The following is a 23,204-nucleotide window of genomic DNA, read 5'->3' on the forward strand; positions in this document are numbered from 1 at the left end:
AAATTGTCAACAATTGTGTCTATCAAATTGGACTAACCAATGGCGCAATCCAGCGTACCGTCTAACGGACCAGCTGGCTGCGCAGCCCTGGCGCCACGCGGGCGAGCCCCTGCGTCACCAGCCGTGCGGTCACCTCTGCGCCGATGCTCCCCACATGGGTGTAATCGAACTTGCTGGTGACCTGGCCGCGCGGACCATCGCCTTCGATCGGCGGCGGAGCAGGTGGCGCAGGACGCGCGGTTAGCGTGGTTCCGGCGCGCGCGGCGGCCAGTTCCTCGGGGGTAGGCGCTTCCTGCGCGAGCTTGGTGGCCATCTCGGCGCCCATTTCCTGCACCTGCGCCGCGCTGAGCGCGTTGAGGTCGACCAGCGGCACGTCGAGCGCCTTCGCAACGCCGCGCACCTGATCGGACCAGCTGGAGAGGCTGTTCTTGAGCTTGCCGTCCTTGAACTCGCGCCGGGTCAGCGGAGTGACGAGAACGGGGATTGCGCCCTTGGCGCGGACCTCTTCGACGAAGCGGCGCAAATTGGCGGGAAATTCGGTTTTCTCGTCCGTCCGGCGTTCGGGTTTGGTCGACTGGTCATTATGCCCGAACTGGATGAGGACATAGGTTTCGCGATAACCGGGCACGCCCGCCTCCGCGAGGACGATGTCCCATCCGCCTTCCTGGCGATAGCTGCGTGTGCTGCGTCCGCCGCGCCCTGTGTTCAGGCACGCGACCGACGATTTCACATGCTGTGCGCAAAAGGCACCGCCCCAGCCGCTGTGCGGCGCCATCGTCGAATCGCCGACCAGAATGACTTTGTAGGGCAGAAGGGGCGGCGCATCGCTGCGCTCGCCCTCCTGTGCCTGCGCGCCGCTTGCAAGTGCAGCGGCCATGACCCCGGTAAGAAGCCGGCGCATAATCCTCTCCCTTAAATGCGATCAGGAAAAATAGAGTCCGCCGTTCACGTCGAGGCAGACCCCGGCGAGGAAGCTGGCGGCCGGCGACGCGAGATAGACGATGGTTTCGGCGACCTCGTCGGGATGGCCTTCGCGGCGCAGCGGGGTGTTGCCCGCGGTGGCGGCGCGGCCTTCGGGCTTCGAGAAGATGTCGTGGAAGCTGGTGCCGATCAGGCCCGGGCAAACGGCGTTGACGCGGATGCCCTGCGGCCCGAGCTCCTTCGCCAGCGAGCGGGTATAGGTCATCAGCGCGCCCTTCGCCGTCGCATAGACCGAAGCGCCGGGGCCACCGCCGTCGCGTCCGGCCTGCGACGACACGTTGACCACCGACGAACCCTCGCCAAGGAACGGCTGGGCCGCCTGAAGGACGAGGAAGACCGATTTCAGGTTCAGCGTCATGACATGGTCGAAAAAGGCTTCGTCCATTTCGCTCAGCGTCTTGCGTGCGACCATGCCGCCCGCAAGGTTGACGAGAATGTCGAGCCGGCCGCTGAACGCGACGCCGACTTCTTCGAGCATCGTTTTGACCGCGGCGCTGTCGGTGACGTCGGCCTGGATCAGGAAGGCGTCGCCGCCGGCGGCCTTGATCGTCGCCAGCGTTTCCTCGGCGGCTTCGCGGCCGCTGTTATAGTTGATCGCGACGCGCGCGCCGGCGCGGGCGAGGGCGATCGAGACCGAGCGGCCGATATCGCGTCCGCCGCCGGTGACGAGTGCAGTTTTGCCCTGGAGAGTCATTCTGTTTTTTCCTTATTTTTGGGTGTTAGAGGGGGTGGTGGTGACCGGTTCGACGCGACCGCCGACCAGCCAGAAACAGAGGAACGAGATGGGCACGATCGCCGCGCTCAGCGCGAAGATCGGCGCGTAGCTCGTCTTGGTGAGCACGGGGACGAGCCAGGTGGTGATCAGCGTCCCGGCGACCGCGGCAGTGCCGCTGATCCCCGCGAGGCTGCCGACCGCGCCGCCGCCGAAATAGTCGCTTGGCAGCGTCTGGATGTTGCCGATCGCCATCTGGAACCCGAACAGGATGCACGCGATCAGCAGCACCGCGGTCAGCGGATCATCGGCGCCCATCGTGAACAGCAATGCCGGCAGCATGATCGCGCAGCCGATGGCGATGGTCAGCGTCCGCGCCTTGTGAACGCCGCCGCCCGCGGTGATGATCCGTCCCGACAGCCAGCCGCCGAACAGGCTGCCGATCATGGCGCCGACGAAGGGAACCCAGGCGAACATGCCGATCTGCTTGACGTCGAAGCCAAAGGTTTCGGCGAGATAGATCGGCAGCCACGATACGAAGAGCCACCACACGGGGTCGAGGAAGAAGCGCGACAGGATGACGCCCCAGCTCTGGCGATAGCGCAGCAGTTCGCCGAGCGGGATACGGCGCCCTTCATCGCGGCCCGCCTCGGTGCGACCGGTCAGAATATATTCGCGCTCTTCCTCGCTCAGACCCGGGTGCTTTTCGGGATCGGCCTTGTAGAACCAGAGCCAGGGCAGCAGCCACAGAAAGCCCAATATGCCGATGACGAGGAAGGTCCCGCGCCAGCCGAAATAGACGAAGAGCAGCGCGACGAGCGGGGCAGAGACGATGCCGCCGAGCGACGCGCCGGCGTTGAAGATGCCCTGCGCCAGCGCACGCTCGCGCGACGGGAACCACAGCGCATTGGCCTTGGTCGCGCCGGGCCAGTTGCCCGCTTCGCTGACGCCGAGCGTCGCGCGCAGGACGGTGAGCAGCGGCAGCGAACGGACGAGGGCGTGCGCCGCGATCGACAGCGACCAGACGATGATCGAGAGGGCAAAGCCCATCCGCGTGCCGATGGCGTCGAAGATTCGCCCGAAGAGCGACTGGCCGAAGGCGTAGAAGATCATGAAGATCGTCACCAGCAGCGCATAATCTTCCTTGGTGGCGCCGATGTCCTTCGACACTTCGGGCCACATCACGGCGAGCGCGTTGCGGTCGATATAGTTGATGACGGTCGCCAGGCCGATCAGCCCGATGACGCACCAGCGGAAGCGCCCCTTGATATTGCTCATTTCTTCGCTCCGGTTTTGGCGAGGTCAAAGCGGCCGACGGGGCCGGTCCACGCGAGCGCGCGTCCATCGACCGTCACGCTATGCTTTGTGCCCGCCGCGACATCGTCGGCGACGGCAATCGCGAGGCGCCGCCCGTCGATCAATGTGACGAGGATCAGGTCGGCGGTGCCTTCGCGGCGCTGTTCGAGCGCGCTGACCCGCGCGCTGCTGGCGACGGTGGTTTCGGCCGACGCGTCATATTCGCCATGCGGTTCGAGCAGGCTGACGAACGTCGCGTCGCCGGCGCCATCGACGCGCTGGATCAGCGCGGGTTCGCGGCGCAGGTTGAACTCGGGATCATTTGCGCCGCTTTCGGCAACGATGAAGCGCGCGCCCGCGGGCGGCGCCATATGATAGCTGTAGAAGCGGCTTCCCTGCATCCAGGTGAGCCGCGCCTTGCCCGCCTTCGTTCCTTCGCCATCGACCCACAGATGCTGATAGCCATTGGCTTTCCCCAGCACCGGCCGTTCGGCGAGGTTGCGGGCAAAGGCGATGTCGCTGTCGATGATGTGCCCCGAAAAATGGAGCGGCAGGTCGTAGCGGTGCCTGGTGCCGCTTGATGCGCGAAGCAGGTCGAGCGTCAGCGGATTGGCGAGGCCAGGGACGTCGAGGAGCAGCAGCGCGCGGCGGAAGCGTACATCCTTGTACGCAGTGCCAATCTCGGCGATCGAATAGCGCGTCGGACCGTCGAGTGCGGTAGCGAGCTGCTGCGTCGGATATTTTTCGCCTGTTTTCCAGTTGCCTGCGAAGTGGCTTTGTTCATCGACAACAAGAGTGTTGTGCGCGACCGTCGTACTCGCCCAACTGTCGTTTTCGGGCAGGTAGCGTCCGCCGCGCTTCGCTTCGACGTTCAGGAAGCGCGCGGCGCCATAGTCGGTCACGACCGCGCCGGTCTCGTCATAATAGAGCCAGCCGAGCCGGTCGAAATGGCCATGCCCCATGCCTTGCACGCTGTTCTTCGCGACAAGCAGCGGCCCTGTCGCATCGGGCTTGCTACGCAAAAGGACGAGCGCGCCCTGCTTGCCGTCAGGGCCGTCGCCGAACAGGCGCGAGGCGAATGGCCAAGGCTTTTGTTTACTCGCCGCGAGGTCGGCCGCAAGCGCTTCACCCGCGGGCGTGAGCACCGTGCGGCCTTGCCAGTCGGCGATCGACAGGAAGCTGGGATCTTTCGTCGCGGCATAGGCAATAGCGACCGCGTGGTAGAGTTCTTCGGTGCGCAGGCTCTTGTCGGGCATCGCGTCGTTGAGCGGCAGGAAATAGCCGTCGTGGGTGACGTCGATCGCGGCGCGCACGGCCTTCAGGACGATGCCGTCGCGATATTCGAAAATTTTGCGATCGGGGTCGTTCGCCGCGATTGCAGATGCGAACACGACAAAAGGTTGCAGTGCATAGCGTTGATAATAGGGGCCTTCGGCATAATAGCCGTCGGGCGAAAAGAGCAGGTCGAGCTGGCGCAGAAAGCCCGCCTTGCCGCTCTTGTCGAGCCCCAGCAGCGCCTTGTCGACGAGATCGCGGTCGCCGAGCAAATAGCCCGAAAGGCCGACGCCGGCTGCCGCCCAGGTCGCATGATTGTGGATGCGATTGATCACCTCGGGCGAGCCGTCGGACAGGAAGCGCGCCATCGGGCGGATCACATTGTCGTCGATGCGCGCGCGGTCGGCCGGAGAGAGCGCGTCGCGGATCGCGCCATAGCCCTGCGCCGCATTCACGAGGAACACGCTGTCGTTCAGACTCTGCCAGAACAGCCGGCCGGGTATCTGATTGGCGGCGGCGGGGTGGGGGCCGAGCTTGGGATAAAGGTCGGCATAGGCGAGCAGCAGGTCGCGGACGTGGTCGCGGTAGCGGACATCGCCGGTCAGGCGGTACAACTGGCCGCCTTCGAAGATAGTGCGATAGTTGCGCTTATGCTGTTCGTGGGTGACGCCGCCGCCCGGATCCTTGGGGACCGGAACATGAATGCCGGCGCGGATCGAGGCGTCGACGCTTGCTTGCGCGCGCTCGACCTCGGCCGCGAACGGCGGCGAGCGCAGCTTCTGTGCGGTCGCCGGGGGCGTCTGCGCCGGTGCGGGCATGGCAAGCGTTGCCGCGCCGGCGGCGAGCAAAAGGGCGAGGGTGCGGGTCACGGGCGGGCCTCCACGATATTGTCTGACAGGTTTGCGCGGACCGGCCCCTTATAGGCGAGTTCCTCGATCCGGGGCTCGGGGGTCGCGATAAAGCGGTTTTTGGCGATGCGTGTGTCGGGGGTGCCGACCGAATGGACCACTGCGACGGGCGCCGAACGGGTGAAGTCATTGCCGGTGATCGCGGCGTGCTGAACACCCGTCAGGCGCAGCGACGCACCGTCGGCGCCGCTGTCGATGACCTGCGATCCGCTCATCGCAAACCACGGGCCAAAGGTGCTCTCGTCGCTGCCCTTGCGCAGCAGGTCGGCGACCATGCCGACGCGCGCGAAATGGCTGTCGGCGATCGTCAGCCGCTCGACCGGATACCAGCCCTTGGGCGCTTGCTCGCCGGTGCCGAGGACGACCGCGCCCGCCATATCGGCAAAGCGGCTGCCGGTGATGTCGATCGCATCGGCGAAGGTGCCGGGCGCCATGACGATGCCGTCGAGCCGCGCTTTCGCACCGGGACCGCGTACCGTGACGCCTTGCATTGCAATATTGTAATTGGGTGCGGCACCCGCTTCGACCGCAACGAGCGCTGCGTCGGTGTGTGCTGCGCTTGCGTCGATCGCGACATTCTCGAGGCGGAGACCGCCGCCGGCCGCAATTCGCGCGAATCCGCCTTCGGCGAGGTGCAGCACGGTTTTCTCATCCTTCTGGCCTGCGATGGTCAGGCGATGATGGACCGCAACCGGGGCCATGACGTCATATGCGCCGGGCGCGAGTGCCAGTGTATCGCCGGCCTGTGAAGCGCCGATCGCCTCGGCCAGCGACGCCGCCGGGGCGAGGGGGATGGTGCGGCCGGCGCCGAAAGCGGCTTCGGCAGTGGTCGACCGATACCAGGGTGCGCCGACCTCTGCGCGCTTTACCGGCATCAGATCGCGCGGCGCGCCAACATTCGCGAGTGCGTCGTCGGTCGGATAGAGCAGGCCGTTCGCTGCGCGGACGAGCGCAATGTCGCGCTGTTCGACGCCGCTGGTCAGCAGGGGCCTGGCGACTTTGGCCTCGACATTGCTCGCCAGCGCGATGCCGGCGATGTCCCCGTCTGCGCGAAACGGGTCGCTGCCGTTCACGCCCGCGATCAGATTGTGGCTGAAACGGCTGCCGACAGGCGACGCCGAGCGTTCGGCGTCGGCGCCTGCGGCAAAGGTGATGCGCGCGCTGTCGACGATCGAATTGCGCTCGATCACGGCGTTGGCGACTTGATGATAGCGGTTGATCACGGAGTCAGGAACACCGTTCATCACACTGATTGCGCTCTTTAAATCCTTACCTGCGAGGCCCTCGAAATAATTGTCGCGGACGACCTGGTCGCGGTTGATGATGCGGACGCCACCGCTGTCGGGGACGTTGTTTCCGAAGAAGATGTTACGCTCGACCAGATTGCCGTTTCCGTGGCGCAGCACAAAGGCGCCTTGCGACGCGAGGACGAGGTTTTCGCGCAGGATATTGCCGCCCGACTTGACCGACACGATTTCGACCTCACCGCTGGTGCGGTCGAAAATATTGCGTTCGACGATCGTGTTGGAGGCCGAAAGCGATTCTTCGCTGGTGCCGATGCGGATCGTTTCGCCGCCGTTCGAGCCCAGTGGCGGGCGCGGGCCGAAATAATTATGGTCGATGCGGTGGCGGTTATCGAGCGGCTGGCCGGCGCGGCGGATGACCGCGAGGGTGACGCCCGCATTCGTCTTGCCCTCGAAATGCGAATGGTCGACGCGGTTGCCGGTGCCGTAGAGCGCAACCCACATATCCTCGGCGCGGCGATCGGTCTTGCTGTAACCGTCGATCACGACTTCGGTGACGCGCGAATCCTGCGCGAATGACCTGGAATCGCGGCGGAAGGAAATCACTTCGCTCGTCGGGCTGAAGCCGTTGCGGAAGATCAGGCCCGATACGACCAGATGGCGTCCGCCGAGGCGGAGGTTCGACTGGCCGGTCAGGACGACCTTGCCTTTGGTCTGGACGGTGAGGGTGATCGGCTTGCCGGCACGGCCCTCGCCGGTGAACACGGCCTGGAAGTCGCGCCATTCGCCGTCGGCGAGAAGGATCGAGTCGCCTGCCTTCGCGGCCTTGACCGCCGCTTTGAACTGGGCCTGGTCGGCGACCAATATGTCGCGGGCGAGCGCCGGGTGGGCCGCCGAAGCCATGATCGCCAATGTTAAAGCAGTCCGCAGCAGCATAGCGTCCCTTCCCGAGGAATGTCTTATGCGTCATTGGACTATACAAGTGGTATGACGATATCAACCCACTTTGATAGGCGATCTTCCGAACCAATTCAGATGACAGATAGGCGAGGGGGCGCGCTGGCGCGAATGGCCGACGCAGGATCGTTGCGAAACGGGTCGGGGGCCGGGGGCGGCGCAGCAAGCCGCGCCCGCCACGGGTCAGCAGGTCAGGGCGGCCTCGAACAGGCCCTGGAAGCGCGCGATGCACTCGTCGGGGTTGGCGACATCGTTGACGTCATCGACCATCATGATGGTGCGCAGGACGCTAACACCCGTCAGGATAGCGAGCAGCATGCTGGCGCGAAGCGCGCCATGTTCGCCGCCGATCAATTCGGTGAGCGGGCCGAGTATGTCGAGATGGACGAGGTCGCGGATGATCTCGCCAGCCTGCGGAGAGGAGGCCGATCGCAGCATGATGATGAACATCTCCATCCGTTCCTGCAGATCGTCACCCTCGTCTTCGGCAATGAGTCGGGCGAGATAGGCTGGAAGTTCGGACAGATTTTGCGGCTCGCGGAACAAATTGGGTCGCGCGTCGTTTGACACGACTTCGCGGAACAGATTCTCTTTGCCGCCGAAGTAACGGCTGATCAGTGCGACATCGACTCGGGCGTCGCCGGCAATGTCGCGCAACCCGACACTGTCATAACTTTCGCGTAGAAAGCGCTGATGTGCTGCGGCTAAGATGGTGGCGCGGGTCGCGACAGCATCGCGTTTTTTTATAGTTGTGCTACTCTCCATGCTATTGCCTTTATACGCTTGTGAAAATAAATCAACAGCCGTTGACTTGCGAAGGAACCCGGACTAATCGCCGCAACCCGGCATCGGGCAGCTCTCCCCCCCTCCCAGCTGCCCGGTGTCGGACCGCCCAGACAGAAAAGATCCCAAAGCCATGATGAAGCGCCAGGCCCTCGCGCCCCTCCTGTTCCTTTCGCTCATGCTCACCGGCTGCTCCGGCGCCGACGATGCACAGGGCGGCCCCCCGGCCCTGCCGGTGACGGTTGCCAAGCCGCTGGTGCGCGAAGTCACCGAATGGGATGACTATGTCGGCCGCTTCGAAGCGGTGGACAGCGTCGAGGTGCGGCCGCGCGCGTCGGGTTACCTCCAGCGCTCGCATTTCACCGATGGCCAATATGTCCGCGCAGGGCAATTGCTGTTCACGATCGACGCGCGCCCGTCGCAGGCTGCGCTCGACCAGGCCCGCGCTCAACTGGCGCGTTCGCAGGCGACGCTTGCCAATGCCCGCACCGAACTCGCGCGTTCCGAAACGCTCGCCAAGTCGCAGGCTGCGAGCCAGGAAGAAGTCGAATCACGCCGCGCCGCCGTTCGCACGGGCGAGGCCGATGTCGCCGCCGCCCGCGCCGCGATCCGTGGATCCGAACTCAATGTCGGTTTCACTCGCGTTACCGCGCCGATCTCGGGCCGTGTGTCGCAGCGGCTGGTCGATCCCGGCAATTCGGTCACTGCCGACCAGACGGTGCTGACGACGATCGTTTCGACCAATCCGCTGCATTTCACCTTCCAGGGTTCGGAAGCGAGCCTGCTCGACTATGAACGTCAGGGCGACGAACTGGAGGGTTCGCCGGTTCGCATCCGCTTGCAGGGCGAAACCGACTATACGCGTACCGGCCGTATCGATTTCGTCGATAATGCGCTGAGCAGCGGGTCAGGGACGATCGCGGTGCGTGCGGTGGTGCAGAATCCCGACGGCAAGCTGCGTCCAGGCCTGTTTGGCCAGCTTCAGCTCGCAGCATCGGCGCCGCGTCCGGCGATGATGTTGCCCGATACCGCGATCGTCACCGATGGTGCGCGCCGGGTCGTTTACGTGATTGGCAAAAAGGACGTCGTGCAGGCGCGGCCGGTTCAGCTCGGTCCCGTCATCGGCGGCCTGCGGGTCGTCCGTTCGGGGATCACCGAACAGGATCGCGTCATTGTGAACGGCATTCAGCGCGCGCGGCCGGGCCAGCCCGCAAAGGTTGAAGCCGGGACGATTAGCGCCGACGGGAAGGTGCTGACGCCGAAGGCCGCCGCGCCCGCCGCCAAGCCCAAGGGTGACGCGAAGTGAATTTCAGTCGCTTTTTCGTCGACCGGCCGATCTTTGCGGCCGTTATCGCGATCTTCATCACGCTGATTGGCGCCTTCGCCTATCCGCAGCTTCCGCTCGCCCAATATCCGGAGATCGCCCCCCCGACGATCAGCATCAACGCCGCCTATCCCGGCGCCTCGTCCGAAACGATCGCCGAAACGGTCGCTGCGACGCTGGAGCAGGAGATCAACGGCGTTGAAAATATGCTGTATCTGCAGTCCTCGTCGACGCAGGGTGCGGCGCAGATAACGGTCACTTTCCAGCCCGGGACCGACCTCGATGCCGCGCAGGTTCTCGTGCAGAATCGCGTCGCCCTGGCCGAACCCCGCTTGCCCGAACAGGTGCGCCAGATTGGCGTGCAGGTGAACAAGCAGGAAAGCGGCTTTCTGATGATCGTCGCGCTGACCTCGACCGACCCGGCGATCGATGTCGATTATGTCGGCAACTATGCCAATTCGACGCTGCGCGACCGGCTGCTTCGCCTTGAAGGCGTCGGCGGCGTGCAGATTTTCGGCGGCGGCAATTATTCGATGCGCGTGTGGATCGACCCCGACAAGGCGGCCGCGCGCAACATGACTGCGCCCGAAATCATCGCGGCACTGCAAAGCCAGAACGTACAGGTCGCCGGCGGTTCGGTTGGCGCTCCGCCTTATGGCAAGGGCAATCCCGCTTTTGAGCTTCCCGTCGAAGTTCTCGGCCGCCTTGTTACGCCCGAGCAATTTTCGAACGTGGTGATCAAGACCGACACCCAAAATGGTGCAATCACCCGGTTGAAGGACGTGGCGCGGGTCGAGCTTGGCAGCCAGGATTATGGCGTACGCGGCGTGTTCGACGGCCGCGAAGGCGTCGGCATGGCGGTGATTCAGCAGCCTGGTGCCAACTCGCTGAACGCTGCCAATCTGGTGCTGGAGGAAATCAAAAAGGCCTCCGACGACTTCCCCCCGGGGCTCGAATATTCGATTCCGTTCAACCCGACCGAATATGTCCAGGCATCGGTGACCGCGGTGCAGGAAACGCTGGTCGAGGCGATCATCCTTGTCGTGCTCGTCGTGCTCGTCTTCCTCCAGACGTGGCGCGCTGCGATCATCCCGATTGTCGCGATTCCCGTCGCGCTCGTCGGCACCTTCTTCGTCCAGCTTGCGCTCGGTTATTCGATCAACTCGCTGTCGCTGTTTGCGCTGGTGCTTGCGGTCGGGATCGTCGTCGATGACGCGATCGTCGTCGTCGAGGCGGTCGAAAAACATATGCGTGACGGGCTGAGCCCGCGCGAAGCCGCGCACCGGACGATGGGCGAAGTGTCGGGCGCGCTGGTCGCGATCAGCCTCGTGCTCGTCGCGGTGTTCGTGCCGACGGCTTTCGTTCCCGGTATCCCCGGCATCTTCTATCAGCAGTTCGCGGTGACCATCGCGGCGGCGACCATGTTCTCGTTGCTGACGTCGCTGACGTTGTCACCGGCGATGGCGGCGCTGTTCCTGAAGCCGCACGAAACCGGTCATCGCGAAGAGCCGAAGAACCCGATTATGCGCTTTGGCCGCCGCGCGGCGGACAAGTTCAACACCGGATTCGACAAGCTGGCCGACCGTTATGGCCGCACGACGGCGACGCTGGTGCGCAAGACGGGGCTGATGCTGATCATCTATGCGGTGCTGCTCGCCTTCACTGGCTGGCGGCTGACCGACACGCCGACGGGCTTCATTCCCGATCAGGATCAGGGCGTGCTGATCGGCGTGGTCCAGTTGCCGCCGGGTGCGTCGCTCGACCGGACCAGCGAGGTGCTGAAACGCGCGCAGAAGGTCGTTGCCGGTATCGAAGGCGTCGACAGCATTTCGACTTTTGCGGGCCTCGACGGATCGAGTTTCTCGACCGCGTCGAACGCCGGCACGATGTTCATCCGCCTGACCGACTGGGGCGAGCGCGGGAAAGAGCGCAGCGCCGTGGCGTTGTCGCAGCAGCTGTCGGGCGCCATGGCGGCCGCGCTGCCCGAAACCAATGCCTTTGTCATCGCACCGCCCGCGGTACCGGGTCTTGGCACCGGTAACGGCTTCACCATGATGCTTCAGGCATCGGGCGGCGGCAGCTATCGCGAGCTGGAGCAGGTGACCGGCGCGATGATGGGCGCTGCCCAGGAAGAGCCCGACGTGACGCAGGTCTTCTCGCTGTTCAACACCGGAAGCCCGCGCATCTTTGCCGATGTCGATCGCGACAAGGCGTTGATGCTGGGCGTCGATCCGGGGCAGGTTTACTCCGCGCTCGGCACCTATCTGGCCTCGACCTATGTCAACGACTTCAACTTCCTCGGTCGCACCTTCCGCGTGACGGCACAGGCAGAGCCGACGTCGCGCAGCAAGATCGAGGATGTCGGACGGTTGCAGGTTCGCTCGACCTCGGGTGAGATGGTGCCGCTGGCATCGGTCGCGACCTTCCGCGACGATAGCGGTCCGACGCGTGTCGTCCGTTACAACATGTTCCCCGCAGTCGAACTGCAGGGGGCTGCGGCGCCGGGCGTCTCGTCGGGCGCGGCGCTGGTCGCGATGGAGCAATTGGCCGCCAAGACGCTGCCGTCGGGTTTCACCTATGAGTGGACAGGCCTCGCCTATCAGGAAAAGGCGGCGGGCAGTGGCGCGGTGCTGATCTTCCTGCTCGCAGTGGTGTTCGTCTTCCTTGTGCTCGCGGCGCAATATGAATCACTGCCGCTACCGCTCGCAGTGATCCTGATCGTGCCCATGTGCATATTGGCGGCGATGCTCGGGGTTAATTTGCGCGGGATGGACAATAATATCCTCGTGCAAGTGGGGCTGGTCGTGCTCATCGCGCTCGCGGCAAAGAATGCGATCCTGATCATCGAGTTCGCCAAGCAGGCCGAGGAGCAGGACGGGATGAACGTGCTCGATGCGGCGGTCCATGCCGCGCGGTCGCGCCTCCGCCCGATTCTGATGACCAGCTTTGCCTTCATCTTCGGCGTCATCCCGCTCGCGATCGCGACCGGGCCGGGGCAGGAGATGCGGCAGGCGCTGGGCACCTCGGTGACCTTCGGCATGCTGGGTGTGACCGTGTTTGGTCTGATCTTCACCCCCGTCTTCTATGTCGTCTGCCGTCGCCTCGGTGACCGGGTGGCGCGGCGCGGCGCGGACAAAACAGAGAATGCGGACGAAACGCCGCTGGAGGCTCAATAATGAACCGCACATTGTTGCTCACCGCCGTTGGCGCGCTCGCGCTGACCGGCTGTACGGTCGGTCCGGCCTACGTGTCGCCGACCCCCGCGGCGCCATCGCAGGAGCCGTTCCTCGAAACCGGCAAATCGCCGGCCTTCACCGGCGAACAGCCGCCGGGCGAATGGTGGAGCCTGTTCGCCGATCCCACGCTCGACGCGCTGGTTAAAGAGGCGCTGGCCGCCAACACCGATCTGCGCGTTGCCGCGGCGAACCTCGCGCAGGCGCGTGCCGTGCTGAACGAGTCGCGCGCCGGACGCCTGCCGACGACCAGTATCAGTTCCGGCGGTACCTATGCACGCCAGCCGAGCCCGCTCGGAACCGGTTCGGTCGAGGGCGAAAGCTATAACGTCGGGCTCGACGTCGGCTATCAGATCGACCTGTTCGGGCGGGTCGGCAGCGCGATCCGCGCTGCCCGGGCCGATGCCGATGCGGTGCAGGCGGCGTTCGACTTGACGCGCATCACCGTCGCCGCTGAAACGACGCGCGCCTATACCGACGTCTGTTCGTTCAACCGGCAGGTCGCGGTGGCCGAAGAGACGCTGCGTATTCAGGAGCGCACTTTCGACCTGACGCGCCGCCTCTATGAGGGGGGGCGCGCGACCCGGCTCGAAACCGGGCAGGCGGGCGCGCTGCTCGAACAGACGCGTGCGTCGATCCCGACGCTGACCGCACAGCGCTCGGCGGCGCTTTATCGTCTTGCGGTGCTGACCGGCAAGCCGCCGGCAGAGGCGCCGACAGCGGTGCTGCAATGCCAGGCCGCGCCCGAACTCAATCGGGCGGTGCCGGTTGGCGATGGCGCATCATTGCTCGCGCGGCGTCCCGACATTCGCCGCGCCGAACGCCAGCTCGCCGCCGCCGCCGCGCGGGTCAATGTCGCGACGGCGGATCTCTATCCCAGCATCAGCCTCGGCGGATCGATCGGATCGACGGCAAATTCGATTTCGGGACTCGGCAAGTCCGACGGCTTCCGTTTTTCGATCGGTCCGCTCATCTCGTGGAATTTCCCCAATATGGCGGTCGCGCGGGCGCGGCTGGGGCAGGCTGAAGCGGGCGCCGATGCGGCGCTGGCGACCTTCGACGGCACATGGCTTGGCGCGCTCGAGGAAACCGAAAGCGCGCTCGCGCGTTATGCGGGCGAACTCGACCGGCTTGCGGCGTTGCGCCGGGCGGCGGACGAAGCGGGCGAGGCGGCGCGGATCGCGCGGTTGCGCTACGAAGCAGGTCGCGAGAGCTTCCAGGTCGTGCTCGACGCCGAACGCACACTCGCGGGCATTCAGGCGAGCATCGCCCAGTCGGAGCAGCAGCGCGGAACCTATCTGGTGTCGCTGTTCCTCGCGCTCGGCGGCGGCTGGCAGGAAGCCCCTGCCGCGGGCTGAGCGATTATTTCAGGCGCAATGGCAGGCCCGCGGCGACGAAGCTGACTTCGTTCGCTGCGGCCGCCGCCGCCTGATTGACGCGGCCGGCCTCGTCGCGAAAGCGGCGGGCGAGGGCGTTGTCGGGGACGATCCCCAATCCGATCTCATTGGAAACAAGGATCAACGGTCCCGTCGCTTCGCCCATCGCGGCGACGAGGTCGGCGGTCGCGCTCGCGATATCGCGTTCGGCGTGCATCAAATTCGACACCCACAGGGTCAGGCAGTCGATCAGCAATAATTTTCCGGGCGCCGCCTGTATGCGGATGGCGTCGCCGAGCGCGAGCGGCACCTCGACCGTATCCCAGCGCGGCCCGCGGTCGGCACGATGATGCGCGATGCGCTCTGCCATCTCGTCATCGAACGCCTCGCCAGTGGCGATGAAAATCAGGTCGCCGTCAAAGGCTTCGGCGAGCATCTGTGCATGGCGACTCTTGCCCGAGCGCGCCCCACCGAGGATCAGATGCGACAAGCCCGTCATCGGTCCGCACCCCGCGCAATATCGAGCATCCGGTCGATCGCGACATGCTGTTCGAGCTCGGCCGCGATATCGTCGAGCGCAGCATCGACCGCCGCGCCATAATCCGCGCCGCTCGCAACCTGACCGAAGCGCTCGAGCAGTGCGCGCCGTATGTCGGCGCTGGCGAACAGGCCGTGTAAATAGCTACCCATCACCTGACCATCGCTACTGATCGCGCCTTCGCCGCGCCCGTCGATCGTTGCAAATGGTCGTGCGGTGTCGGGACCAGAGGTTTCGCCCATATGCATTTCATATCCTTCCACCGCCGCGCCGAGTGCGGAGCCGCGAACATGGCGCAGCGTCTTCGCCGGTGACAGGATCGTTCCAACGTCGAGCAGCCCCAGCCCTTCGGAAAGCGTCGCCGCGCCCTCGATCCCGTCCGGGTCGGCGACGCTGCGGCCGAGCATCTGATATCCCCCGCACAGACCAAGGATCAACCCGCCGCGCCGACGGTGCGCGTGGATGTCGATATCCCATCCTTCGCTGCGCAGCGCGGCGAGGTCAGCGATCGTCGCCTTCGATCCGGGCAGGACGATCAACGCGGCCTCAGCCGGGATCGGCTGTCCCGGCGGCACCATCACGAGCCGAACGGCGGGCTCGAGCTTCAGCGGATCAAGGTCGTCGAAGTTCGAAATGCGCGGCAGAATCGGGCAGGCGATCATCACACGCCCGTCCTCGGCCTTGCCATGCCGTTCGAGGATCACCGCATCCTCGCTCGGGAGATGTTTTGCGGCGGCGAGCCAGGGAATAACGCCGAAACCTTCCCAGCCAGCGCGCCGCTCTATTTCGCGATAGCCATCCTCGAACAGGGCGGGGTCGCCGCGGAATTTGTTGATCAGAAAACCGCGGATCATCGCCGCGTCATCGGCATCGATCACCGCCCGGGTGCCGACGATCGAGGCGATCACGCCGCCGCGGTCGATATCGCCGATTAGGATGACCGGGACATTGGCGGCGCGCGCGAAGCCCATATTGGCGATGTCGCCCGCGCGCAGGTTGATCTCGGCGGGCGATCCAGCGCCTTCGACGACGACGATATCGCACTGCGCACGAAGGCGGTCATAGCTTTGCATGACCTCGGCGATCAACGCGCCGCGCGCTTCGCGGAAATTGCCCGAGCCCAGCGTGCCGCGCACCCGGCCATGGACGATCAATTGCGACGTGCGGTCGGCCTGCGGCTTCAGCAGCACCGGGTTCATGTCGCTATGCGCTTCGACGCGGCAGGCGATGGCCTGCAAAGCCTGCGCGCGCCCGATCTCGCCGCCGTCGATCGTCACCGCGGCATTGTTCGACATATTCTGGGGTTTGAAGGGGCGCACGGTGAGGCCGCGATTGGCAAGCGCGCGGCACAACCCCGCGACAAGCACCGACTTGCCGACGTCGGACCCGGTGCCCTGCAGCATCAGCGCAGCCATGTCGCGCCTCCCGCGATCAGCCACAAGAGCAGGCAGGCGCCCAGATAAAAGCGCAGCGCGCGGTCGATATCGTCGGCATTGGCTTGCGCGCGGCCATCACCGATCCAGGGCTTGTCATGCATTGCGCCGTCATAGGCGATGGGCCCCGCGAGGCGAACTCCCAAAGCACCCGCCATCGCGGCTTCGGGCCAACCGGCGTTGGGCGAGGCGTGCTTGCGCGCATCGCGCCACAAGGTCCGCCATCCGCCGCGACCTGCGAGGCAGATCAGCAGGCCCGACAGGCGTGCGGGAAGGAAATTGGCCATATCGTCGATGCGCGCCGCAGCCCAGCCGAAGGCGCGCCAGCGCGCCTCGCGGTGACCGATCAGGCTGTCGGCGGTGTTGACCGCCTTATATACCCAGACGCCGGGCAGGCCGAACAGGAGCAGCCAGAACAAGGGCGCTGCGACGCCGTCGCAAAAACTTTCGGCGAGGCTCTCGATCGCGGCGCGGGCAACTCCGGCTTCGTCCAATATTGCGGTGTCGCGGCCGACGATCGCGCCGACGGCGGTGCGGGCGGCGGGAAGGTCGTCGCCGTCGAGTGCCTGACCGACGATCCGGACATGGTCGTAGAGGCTGCGCTGGGCGAGCGCGGGCCACGCGAGGATGGCGACGCCGACCCAGCCATAAGGGAGGGCGATGAGCCATGACTGGATCGCCCAGCCGGTTCCCGCGACGAGGAGGATGAGGAAAAGGATGGTGAGGATGCCGAGCGCGCGGCGCGTTGCGAAGGCCCGTTCGGGCCGGTTCCACCGTGCCTCGCACCCGTCGATGATCCGCGCAAACAGCCCGACCGGATGACCGATGCGGCGATAGAGCGGCTGCGGCCAGCCGAGCGTGGCGTCGATGGCCAGCGCAACGAGCGCGATGGGCTCAGCCATGGACTAGTGCGGCGGTCAGGCGCGCCGCCAATTCATCACCAACGGGCAGGCCGATGCGCAGCCATTGCGGCTGGTCGGCAAAGGGGCGGGTGAGGATCGCGGCTTTCGCCAGACGTTCGAACAGCGATTGGGCGTCGTCGACTTCAATCAGGCGAAACAATGGGCATTCGCCGATCGGTCGATGACCGGCATCGGTCAATATCGCGTCGAGCGCGGCAGCTTGTTCGGGCAGGCGGCGGCGGGTCGCGGCGATCCATGCCTCGTCGGTATAAGCAGCGGTGCCGATCCCTGCCGCCGCGGCCGAGAGCGGCCATGCACCGAGCAGGCGGCGTAGCGGATCGAGGATCGAGGGCGGGGCAAGGACGAAGCCGAGCCGCACCCCGGCGAGGCCGAAGAATTTCCCGAACGAGCGGAAGATGACGAGGTTTCGGGTGCCGCTTACCAGCCCCGCGAGGCTAATGGCTGGATCGGGGTCGGCAAAGGCTTCGTCGACGAGCAGCCAGCTGTCGGGTGCGCGCCGGTCGAGCATGTCGTGCAGCACGACGGCCTCGATCACGCGGCCGTCGGGATTGTTGGGGTTGGCGAGGATGAGCGTGCCGTCATGATGTTCGGCGGCAGCCTGGTCGATTGCGACTGCGCCGGCGATCATCTCGCCATGGGTGCGATAGCTGGGGGCAATAAATCGCGTTTCGTCGCCGATCAATGTGCCGGTCAGGCGCAGGCCGATTTCGGTGCCGGGCACGGCGCAGACATATTCGGGGGCGACGCCAAAGAACCGGGCAGCGCTTTCCTCCAAATGACGAAGCGCGTCAGTGTCGGGCAGGCGCCGCCAATCGATCTCGATATCGTCGGCGCCGGGCCATGGATCGGGGTTGATGCCGGTCGACAGGTCGATCCAGTCTGCGCCGCCGAAATGGCGTTGCGCGGCGCCGAGGCTGCCGCCGTGCCACGTCCATGGATCGGTCATGCCAGACGCACCGCGATCAGCGCCGCCGCGAGAAGCAGGCTTTCGGTGATTTCGATGCCCGCGCCATGACCGTCGCCCGAAATGCCGCCAAGCTTGCGCTTCAGCCACCAGCCCCAGCCGGCGAGGGCGAGCGGGGTGACGAGCAGCGATGGCGAGGCGAGGGCGGCGGCGATGAGCGCGGCGATCCAGATCGCAAAGTCGATCGGGCGCACGACACCGCGAAAGCGCGACCCCAGCCCCGAGTGGAGATCGGGGAGCCAGCGCGACCAGAGCAGCGGGCCGATGCGGGCGGCGAAAGGGATGAGCGCGATGGCGGCAAAAGCCTCAGCATCGATCAGCGCGTGGAGCAGCACGAGCTTGGCGATGAGCTGAATAGCGATCACGACGACCGCGAAGCTGCCGACATGCGGGTCGGATAGCACCGCCAGCATGCGTTCGCGATCCTTGTGCGCCGCGCCGCTCGCATCCGCGACATCGCCCAATCCGTCGAGGTGCAGCGCGCCAGTGACGGCGACCCACAATAGCAGCGCCGCAAACGCACCGGTCCAGGCGTCGAGATGCGCGCCCGCCCAGCCGCCCGCCGCGACAATGGCGCCGACGATCAGTCCGACCGCGGGAGACCAGCGCATTGACGCCGCGAATTCGGCGTCCGACACGGTCAGGCGCGGCGTCGGCAGCCGGGTCATAAACTGGATCGCGACGACCAGACCCTTCATCGGGTGAGGCCGATAATCTGTGCGCTCGGCTGTTCGCCCGGCCAGATCCGGAGCGAAAGCCGCGCGGCATAAGGCAGGTCGAACGCCCAGAGCTGGCGCTGGTCGAAGCCGCACAGTGCATGCAGCGCCGCGCGCATCGCGCCGCCGTGGGTGACGATCAGCGTGGTTTGCGGCGCGAGGTCCGCAAGCGCCGCCGATATGCGGCTGACGAGCGACGACCAGCGCTCGCCGCCGGGGGGCGGGTTGGCATCGGGATCGTCCCAGAAGGCGCCCAGCGTGTCGGGATCGACCTCGGCGCTCGCCTTGCCGTCCCACTCACCGAAATCGAGCTCGCGCCAGCGCGGGTCGATGGCGAGCGGCAGGCCGAGCGCGTCGCCGATCGACGCACCCGCCTTGCGTGCACGCTGAAGGTCGGAGGCGATGAGCTGTTCAACGCCAAGATCCGCCGCTTGCGCGACACAAGCGGCGATACCCGCGGCCGTCGGTGCACCATCGGTACGGCCCATCATCAGGCCGGGCTGTTCGAGCGCGCCATGCCGCAGCAGATGGAGCGCGAAGCCGCTCACAGCGACGCCGAAACCTCGGCTTCGGCAAAGGTCGCCATCTGGTCGTGCGCGGCGAGCGCAGCGCGGATCACGCCGGTCGCCACCGCCGCGCCGCTGCCTTCGCCGAGCCGCATACCCAGCGAGAGGAGCGGAGACAGGTCGAGCTTTTCCAGCAGTCCCGCATGGCCGGGTTCGACCGAAGAATGGCCCGCGATGCAGTGGTCCGTGATCGCGGGATTATCGGCGGCGAGCGGGGCGGCCGCCGAGCAACTGATGAAACCGTCGAGGACGACCGGGATGCCCAGCTGTCGTGCGCGGATGACGGCCCCCGCAATCGCTGCAATCTCGCGCCCGCCGACCCGGCGAAGCGTTTCGAAGGCTGATGCCGGTGCGTCGGCGTGGAAGGCGAGCGCGCGCTCGATAACATCGGTTTTGCGCGCAATGCCGTCGCGATCGACCCCGGTGCCGGGGCCGACCCACGATGCCGCGCCGCCACCAAAGCTGCGCGCGCAAAGTGCGGCGGCTGCGGTCGAATTGCCGATCCCCATCTCGCCGACCGCGATCAGGTCGAGATCATCGGCGACCGCACTGGCCCCGGCGTTCAGCGCTTCGAGGCATTCGCCTTCGCTCATCGCCGGTGCGACGGTGAAATCGGCGGTCGGGCGGTCGAGGTCGAGCGCGACGACCTTGAGTTCCATGCCCGCGGCTCCCGCCAGTGCATTGATCGCCGCGCCGCCGCTTTCGAAATTGGCGACCATCTGCGCCGTGACGCTGGCCGGAAAGGCGCTGACGCCGTGGATCGTCACACCATGGTTGCCCGCAAAAATGGCGGCGCGCGCGCGGTCGATGCGCGGCCGCGCCCGGCTCTGCCAGCCTGCGAAAAAGATCGCGAGATCCTCCAGCCGCCCCAGCGACCCGGCCGGCTTGGTCAGCACCGCCTGCCGCTCGCGCGCTGCGCCTTCGGCCCGCGGGTCGGGCCCGCGTAAATCGGCGAGGGCGGTTTCGAAAGCTGCGACGGAGGCAAAATTTGTCATTCGGCAACAAATCCCGGTGGTGGTGTGCGGGTGATGAAATGGCCTTTGACAGCTTCGGGCCACTGCGAAAAGGGCACGCGGCCATGCTCGCTCGCCGCATAATGGACGGCATAGTCCAGAATGGCGCGCGCGTCGTCGTCATTGCCGTCGAACCGGCCGAGGACATAGCCGACCTTGTCGGGTGCGCGCAGATGGATCGTGCAATAATCCTGGCACGCGAACAGGCATGCCATTTCCTGCACCGCGACCCCGGCGTAGCGCGGATCGCTCGCCTGGACGCGGCGCAACGCCGCGACGAGGCGCGCGCCGCCGCGAACGCCGTTCGCATCGTCACGCGCCTCTTTGCTGTAGCGGCATGTGTTGCACGCCACCACCGCCGGTCCGGGATCGACCGGTGTCAGCATGTCATGCGGCGGCCGTCGCCGGTCGCGGCGGCGCGGGAACGCCGACCGCGACGAGCGCGCGATAGAGGGCGTACAGCCCAATCAGAATCGCACCGTTGCGCAGGAATTGCTCGACCAGCAGGTCGGGCGCCATCGCGGTGTGGAGCCCGCCCAGGACGAGCGCCCAGAGCAGGATTATCCCCTTGAACGCGGTGAAACCCGCCGCATAGGCCGTCGCCAGGCGCGCTGCCGTCGACTTGTAATCGAGCGCGCGCAGCACGGCATAGCCCGCGAGCGCCGAACCGATCGCTGCCGTCCCGAGCCCGGCGCCCCAGCCAAGCGTGCTGCCGTCGCGCGGATAGCCGAGCAGCAGGAACCCGACTGCCTGGCTCGCCGCCCACGCGAGCAGCATCAGCGCGATGCCGTCGCGGCGGCGCATATGCACCGCCGCGAGCGCCGCAAGCGCCGGGAAGGGGGTCGCGCAGGCGAGCGCCAGCGTCGTCACGGTGCTCGCCGCGGTGAGCAGCGACACCCACAGCGCCGACGCGCCACGATTCGACAGCGCGGCCATCAGAACCGCCCCCGGATGCCGGCATAGATGCTGCGGCCGAGCGAGCCGTAACGAAACGCCGTCATATATTCCTCGTCGAAGATGTTTTCGGCGCGGGCGAACAGCTTGACGCTCTCGGACAGGGCATATTCGGCGCGCAGGTCGACGAGCGTATAATCGTCGAGCCGCGTCGCATTGGTCGCATTGTCGAAGCTTTTGCCCGACCAGCGCACCGCCGCGCCCAGACCGAGCCCGAAGTCGAAGTCATAGCTGACCGAAGCGTTGGCGGTATTGCGCGGGCGGCGCGGCAGCCATTTGCCGAAATTGTTGCCGGGCGAGCGATCCTCGGAGACGATCCAGCTGTAATTGCCGTCGAGCTTCAGCCCGCCGAGGGTCAGCGCGGCGGCCGCCTCGATCCCGTGCGCTTCGCTGCGCGCGACGTTCGAATAATAACCGAAGCGCGGTGTGGTCGTTCCGGGAACGAAGCACATCGGGTTGGGAGGAGGGGCTGCAGGGTCGGTGGAAGGCGCCGGGCAGCCATTGTAGATGATCTGGTTCGTCGTTTTGCGATCGAACCAGGTCGCCCCGACGACCAGTTTGCGATCGAAAAGCTGCTGTTCGATCCCCGCTTCCCAGCCGTGCGCGTCTTCGGGATCGAGCGCGATATTCCCGTACTCGCTGAACTGCTGATAGAGCGAGGGAGCCTTGAACCCTTCGCCATAGCTCGCGCGCAGCACCGTTCCCGTCGACAGCCGCCACACGCCGCCGGCCGCGAACAGCGTCTGGCCACCGTAGCGATCATGATCGTCGTAGCGAACGCCGCCGTTGAGGGTCAGCCCTTCGACCGGCTGGACGCTGAGCTGGCCATAGACGCTGGTGAGTTCGGCCTTGCCGACCGCGAAGGGCGGTAGCGGGGTTGCGAGCGAGGCCGAAGGGGAGCGGCTCTTGAAGTTCGAGCGTTCGTTTTCGACCCCGAAGATCGCCGAAATGGCGTCGCTGACCGCAAAACTGCCCTGATATTCCCAGCGCTTGTTGCGCCCTTCGGCGTCGAAGCTTTGCTGGCGCGCGCGGGTCGGGTTGAAATTGTCGCGGTTGGTGTCGGTGTAGGCATAGGCGAAGCGGTTGCGGAAGCGTCCGTCGGCGAGGGCGATATTGAGCCCCGCATAGCCGACGAATTCCTTGTTCAGCCCATAGTCGGCGCTGTCGGCGTTGAAGCCGTCGAATTCGACCCGGCCGCTCGAATAATAGCCGCGCACATCGACGCTGATATTCTGGGCGAGTTCGAGTTCGGCGCGGCCCGAAACATTGCGGTTGCGATAGCCGTCGCGTTCTTTGCCGCCAAAGGCCGCCGCATGCGACGAAATGCCGTCGGTGGTGAAAGTCTGCCCGCCGAGGCGCCAGCTCAAGGGACCGGTGCGGCCGCCGATTGCGGCCCGCGCGCTGACGGTGTCGCGCGATCCGGCTTCGAGGTCGAAGCTGCCTTCAATTTCCTTTTGCGGTACGGCGGTCACGATATTGACGACGCCGCCGATTGCCTGGCTGCCCCACAGGATCGACTGCGGCCCGCGCAGCACTTCGATCCGGGCAATGTCGCCGACGAGCAGGTTGGTGAAGTTGAAGCCGCCGCCAGTCGACGACGGATCGTTAAGCTTCACCCCGTCGATCACGACGACCGTGTGATCGGACTCGGCGCCGCGGATGCGGAGCGACGTCGAGGTGCCATAGCCCCCGTTGCGCGCAAAACTGATCCCCGGTGTGCGCAGCAGCAGTTCGGTAACGCCGATATCCTGCGACCGATCGATCGCGGCCTTGTCGAGCGCGGTGATCGACGCGGGAATTTCGTCGAGCGTCAGCGGCGCGCGGGTCGCGGTGACGATAATGCTGTCGCTGTCCGCCGCGACGGCATGCGATACCGGCACTTGCTGGGCAAACGACGTGGACGATGCCGCGATTGCGGCAAAGGAAACGGAAAAACGGCAAATTGACTTGAACATAACAACCCCATCGACAGGGCGTTGTGCACGCGCGGGGGCGATGCGGGTGCCGA

19 protein-coding genes are annotated in these 23,204 nt (G+C 65.9%); 3 read left to right on the top strand and 16 right to left on the bottom strand.

Annotated elements, in window-relative coordinates:
* Positions 1–61: 61 nt before the first annotated feature.
* From AC1RRJ_RS11065 to AC1RRJ_RS11090, 6 genes are all read right to left on the bottom strand, one after another.
* Positions 62–901 (bottom strand): rhamnogalacturonan acetylesterase, encoded by an 840-nt coding sequence (locus AC1RRJ_RS11065; RefSeq protein WP_493122557.1) that lies wholly within the window; start codon positions 899–901, stop codon positions 62–64.
* Between the two features lie 21 nt (positions 902–922).
* Positions 923–1,675, bottom strand: a complete 753-nt coding sequence (locus tag AC1RRJ_RS11070; protein WP_493122559.1) for an SDR family NAD(P)-dependent oxidoreductase — start codon at positions 1,673–1,675, stop codon at positions 923–925.
* Between the two features lie 12 nt (positions 1,676–1,687).
* Positions 1,688–2,971, bottom strand: coding sequence for an MFS transporter (locus AC1RRJ_RS11075; RefSeq protein ID WP_493122561.1), 1,284 nt, complete (start codon positions 2,969–2,971; stop codon positions 1,688–1,690).
* Positions 2,968–5,133, bottom strand: a complete 2,166-nt coding sequence (locus tag AC1RRJ_RS11080; RefSeq protein ID WP_493122563.1) for a heparinase II/III domain-containing protein — start codon at positions 5,131–5,133, stop codon at positions 2,968–2,970. Before AC1RRJ_RS11080 ends, AC1RRJ_RS11075 begins: the two co-directional genes overlap by 4 nt.
* The gene (locus AC1RRJ_RS11085) at positions 5,130–7,319 is read right to left on the bottom strand and encodes a polysaccharide lyase 6 family protein (protein WP_493122565.1); all 2,190 of its coding nucleotides are present in this window, start codon (positions 7,317–7,319) and stop codon (positions 5,130–5,132) included. The genes AC1RRJ_RS11080 and AC1RRJ_RS11085 overlap by 4 nt, the downstream gene beginning before the upstream one ends.
* A gap of 237 nt (positions 7,320–7,556) precedes the next feature.
* Positions 7,557–8,138: a TetR/AcrR family transcriptional regulator gene (locus tag AC1RRJ_RS11090; RefSeq protein WP_493122567.1), complete on the bottom strand. Its 582-nt coding sequence runs from the start codon at positions 8,136–8,138 to the stop codon at positions 7,557–7,559.
* A gap of 151 nt (positions 8,139–8,289) precedes the next feature.
* Here AC1RRJ_RS11090 and AC1RRJ_RS11095 point away from each other — a divergent pair, with 151 nt between their 5' ends.
* The 3 genes from AC1RRJ_RS11095 to AC1RRJ_RS11105 are packed head-to-tail and all read left to right on the top strand — an operon-like array spanning position 8,290 to position 14,071.
* The gene (locus tag AC1RRJ_RS11095) at positions 8,290–9,462 is read left to right on the top strand and encodes an efflux RND transporter periplasmic adaptor subunit (protein ID WP_493122569.1); all 1,173 of its coding nucleotides are present in this window, start codon (positions 8,290–8,292) and stop codon (positions 9,460–9,462) included.
* Positions 9,459–12,656 (top strand): efflux RND transporter permease subunit, encoded by a 3,198-nt coding sequence (locus AC1RRJ_RS11100; protein ID WP_493122571.1) that lies wholly within the window; start codon positions 9,459–9,461, stop codon positions 12,654–12,656. The genes AC1RRJ_RS11095 and AC1RRJ_RS11100 overlap by 4 nt, the downstream gene beginning before the upstream one ends.
* The gene (locus tag AC1RRJ_RS11105; protein WP_493122573.1) at positions 12,656–14,071 is read left to right on the top strand and encodes an efflux transporter outer membrane subunit; all 1,416 of its coding nucleotides are present in this window, start codon (positions 12,656–12,658) and stop codon (positions 14,069–14,071) included. The genes AC1RRJ_RS11100 and AC1RRJ_RS11105 overlap by 1 nt, the downstream gene beginning before the upstream one ends.
* Before the next feature lie 4 nt (positions 14,072–14,075).
* On the opposite strand, the gene cobU is transcribed toward AC1RRJ_RS11105, so the two are convergent.
* The 10 genes from cobU to AC1RRJ_RS11155 are packed head-to-tail and all read right to left on the bottom strand — an operon-like array spanning position 14,076 to position 23,151.
* Entirely contained in the window at positions 14,076–14,588 is a 513-nt protein-coding gene (cobU, locus tag AC1RRJ_RS11110) for a bifunctional adenosylcobinamide kinase/adenosylcobinamide-phosphate guanylyltransferase (RefSeq protein ID WP_493122575.1), read from the bottom strand.
* A complete protein-coding gene (locus tag AC1RRJ_RS11115) occupies positions 14,585–16,042 on the bottom strand; it encodes a cobyric acid synthase (RefSeq protein ID WP_493122577.1) in 1,458 nt (485 codons plus the stop codon). The genes cobU and AC1RRJ_RS11115 overlap by 4 nt, the downstream gene beginning before the upstream one ends.
* Positions 16,030–16,962 (bottom strand): adenosylcobinamide-phosphate synthase CbiB, encoded by a 933-nt coding sequence (gene cbiB / locus AC1RRJ_RS11120; RefSeq protein ID WP_493122579.1) that lies wholly within the window; start codon positions 16,960–16,962, stop codon positions 16,030–16,032. Before cbiB ends, AC1RRJ_RS11115 begins: the two co-directional genes overlap by 13 nt.
* Positions 16,955–17,929 carry a threonine-phosphate decarboxylase gene (locus AC1RRJ_RS11125; RefSeq protein WP_493122581.1) on the bottom strand — a complete coding sequence of 325 codons (975 nt, stop codon included), beginning with the start codon at positions 17,927–17,929 and terminating at the stop codon, positions 16,955–16,957. Before AC1RRJ_RS11125 ends, cbiB begins: the two co-directional genes overlap by 8 nt.
* Entirely contained in the window at positions 17,926–18,645 is a 720-nt protein-coding gene (locus AC1RRJ_RS11130) for an adenosylcobinamide-GDP ribazoletransferase (protein WP_493122583.1), read from the bottom strand. Before AC1RRJ_RS11130 ends, AC1RRJ_RS11125 begins: the two co-directional genes overlap by 4 nt.
* On the bottom strand, positions 18,642–19,211 hold the full coding sequence (locus tag AC1RRJ_RS11135; RefSeq protein WP_493122585.1) for a histidine phosphatase family protein: 570 nt from the start codon (positions 19,209–19,211) through the stop codon (positions 18,642–18,644). Before AC1RRJ_RS11135 ends, AC1RRJ_RS11130 begins: the two co-directional genes overlap by 4 nt.
* A complete protein-coding gene (gene cobT / locus AC1RRJ_RS11140) occupies positions 19,208–20,224 on the bottom strand; it encodes a nicotinate-nucleotide--dimethylbenzimidazole phosphoribosyltransferase (RefSeq protein WP_493122587.1) in 1,017 nt (338 codons plus the stop codon). Before cobT ends, AC1RRJ_RS11135 begins: the two co-directional genes overlap by 4 nt.
* Positions 20,221–20,628 (bottom strand): DUF1636 domain-containing protein, encoded by a 408-nt coding sequence (locus AC1RRJ_RS11145; protein ID WP_493122589.1) that lies wholly within the window; start codon positions 20,626–20,628, stop codon positions 20,221–20,223. Before AC1RRJ_RS11145 ends, cobT begins: the two co-directional genes overlap by 4 nt.
* Position 20,629: 1 nt before the next feature.
* Positions 20,630–21,178 carry a hypothetical protein gene (locus AC1RRJ_RS11150; protein ID WP_493122591.1) on the bottom strand — a complete coding sequence of 183 codons (549 nt, stop codon included), beginning with the start codon at positions 21,176–21,178 and terminating at the stop codon, positions 20,630–20,632.
* Positions 21,178–23,151: a TonB-dependent receptor plug domain-containing protein gene (locus tag AC1RRJ_RS11155; RefSeq protein WP_493122593.1), complete on the bottom strand. Its 1,974-nt coding sequence runs from the start codon at positions 23,149–23,151 to the stop codon at positions 21,178–21,180. The genes AC1RRJ_RS11150 and AC1RRJ_RS11155 overlap by 1 nt, the downstream gene beginning before the upstream one ends.
* Positions 23,152–23,204 lie beyond the last annotated feature (53 nt).

Source organism: Sphingopyxis sp. GW821-FHT12C06 (assembly GCF_058807415.1).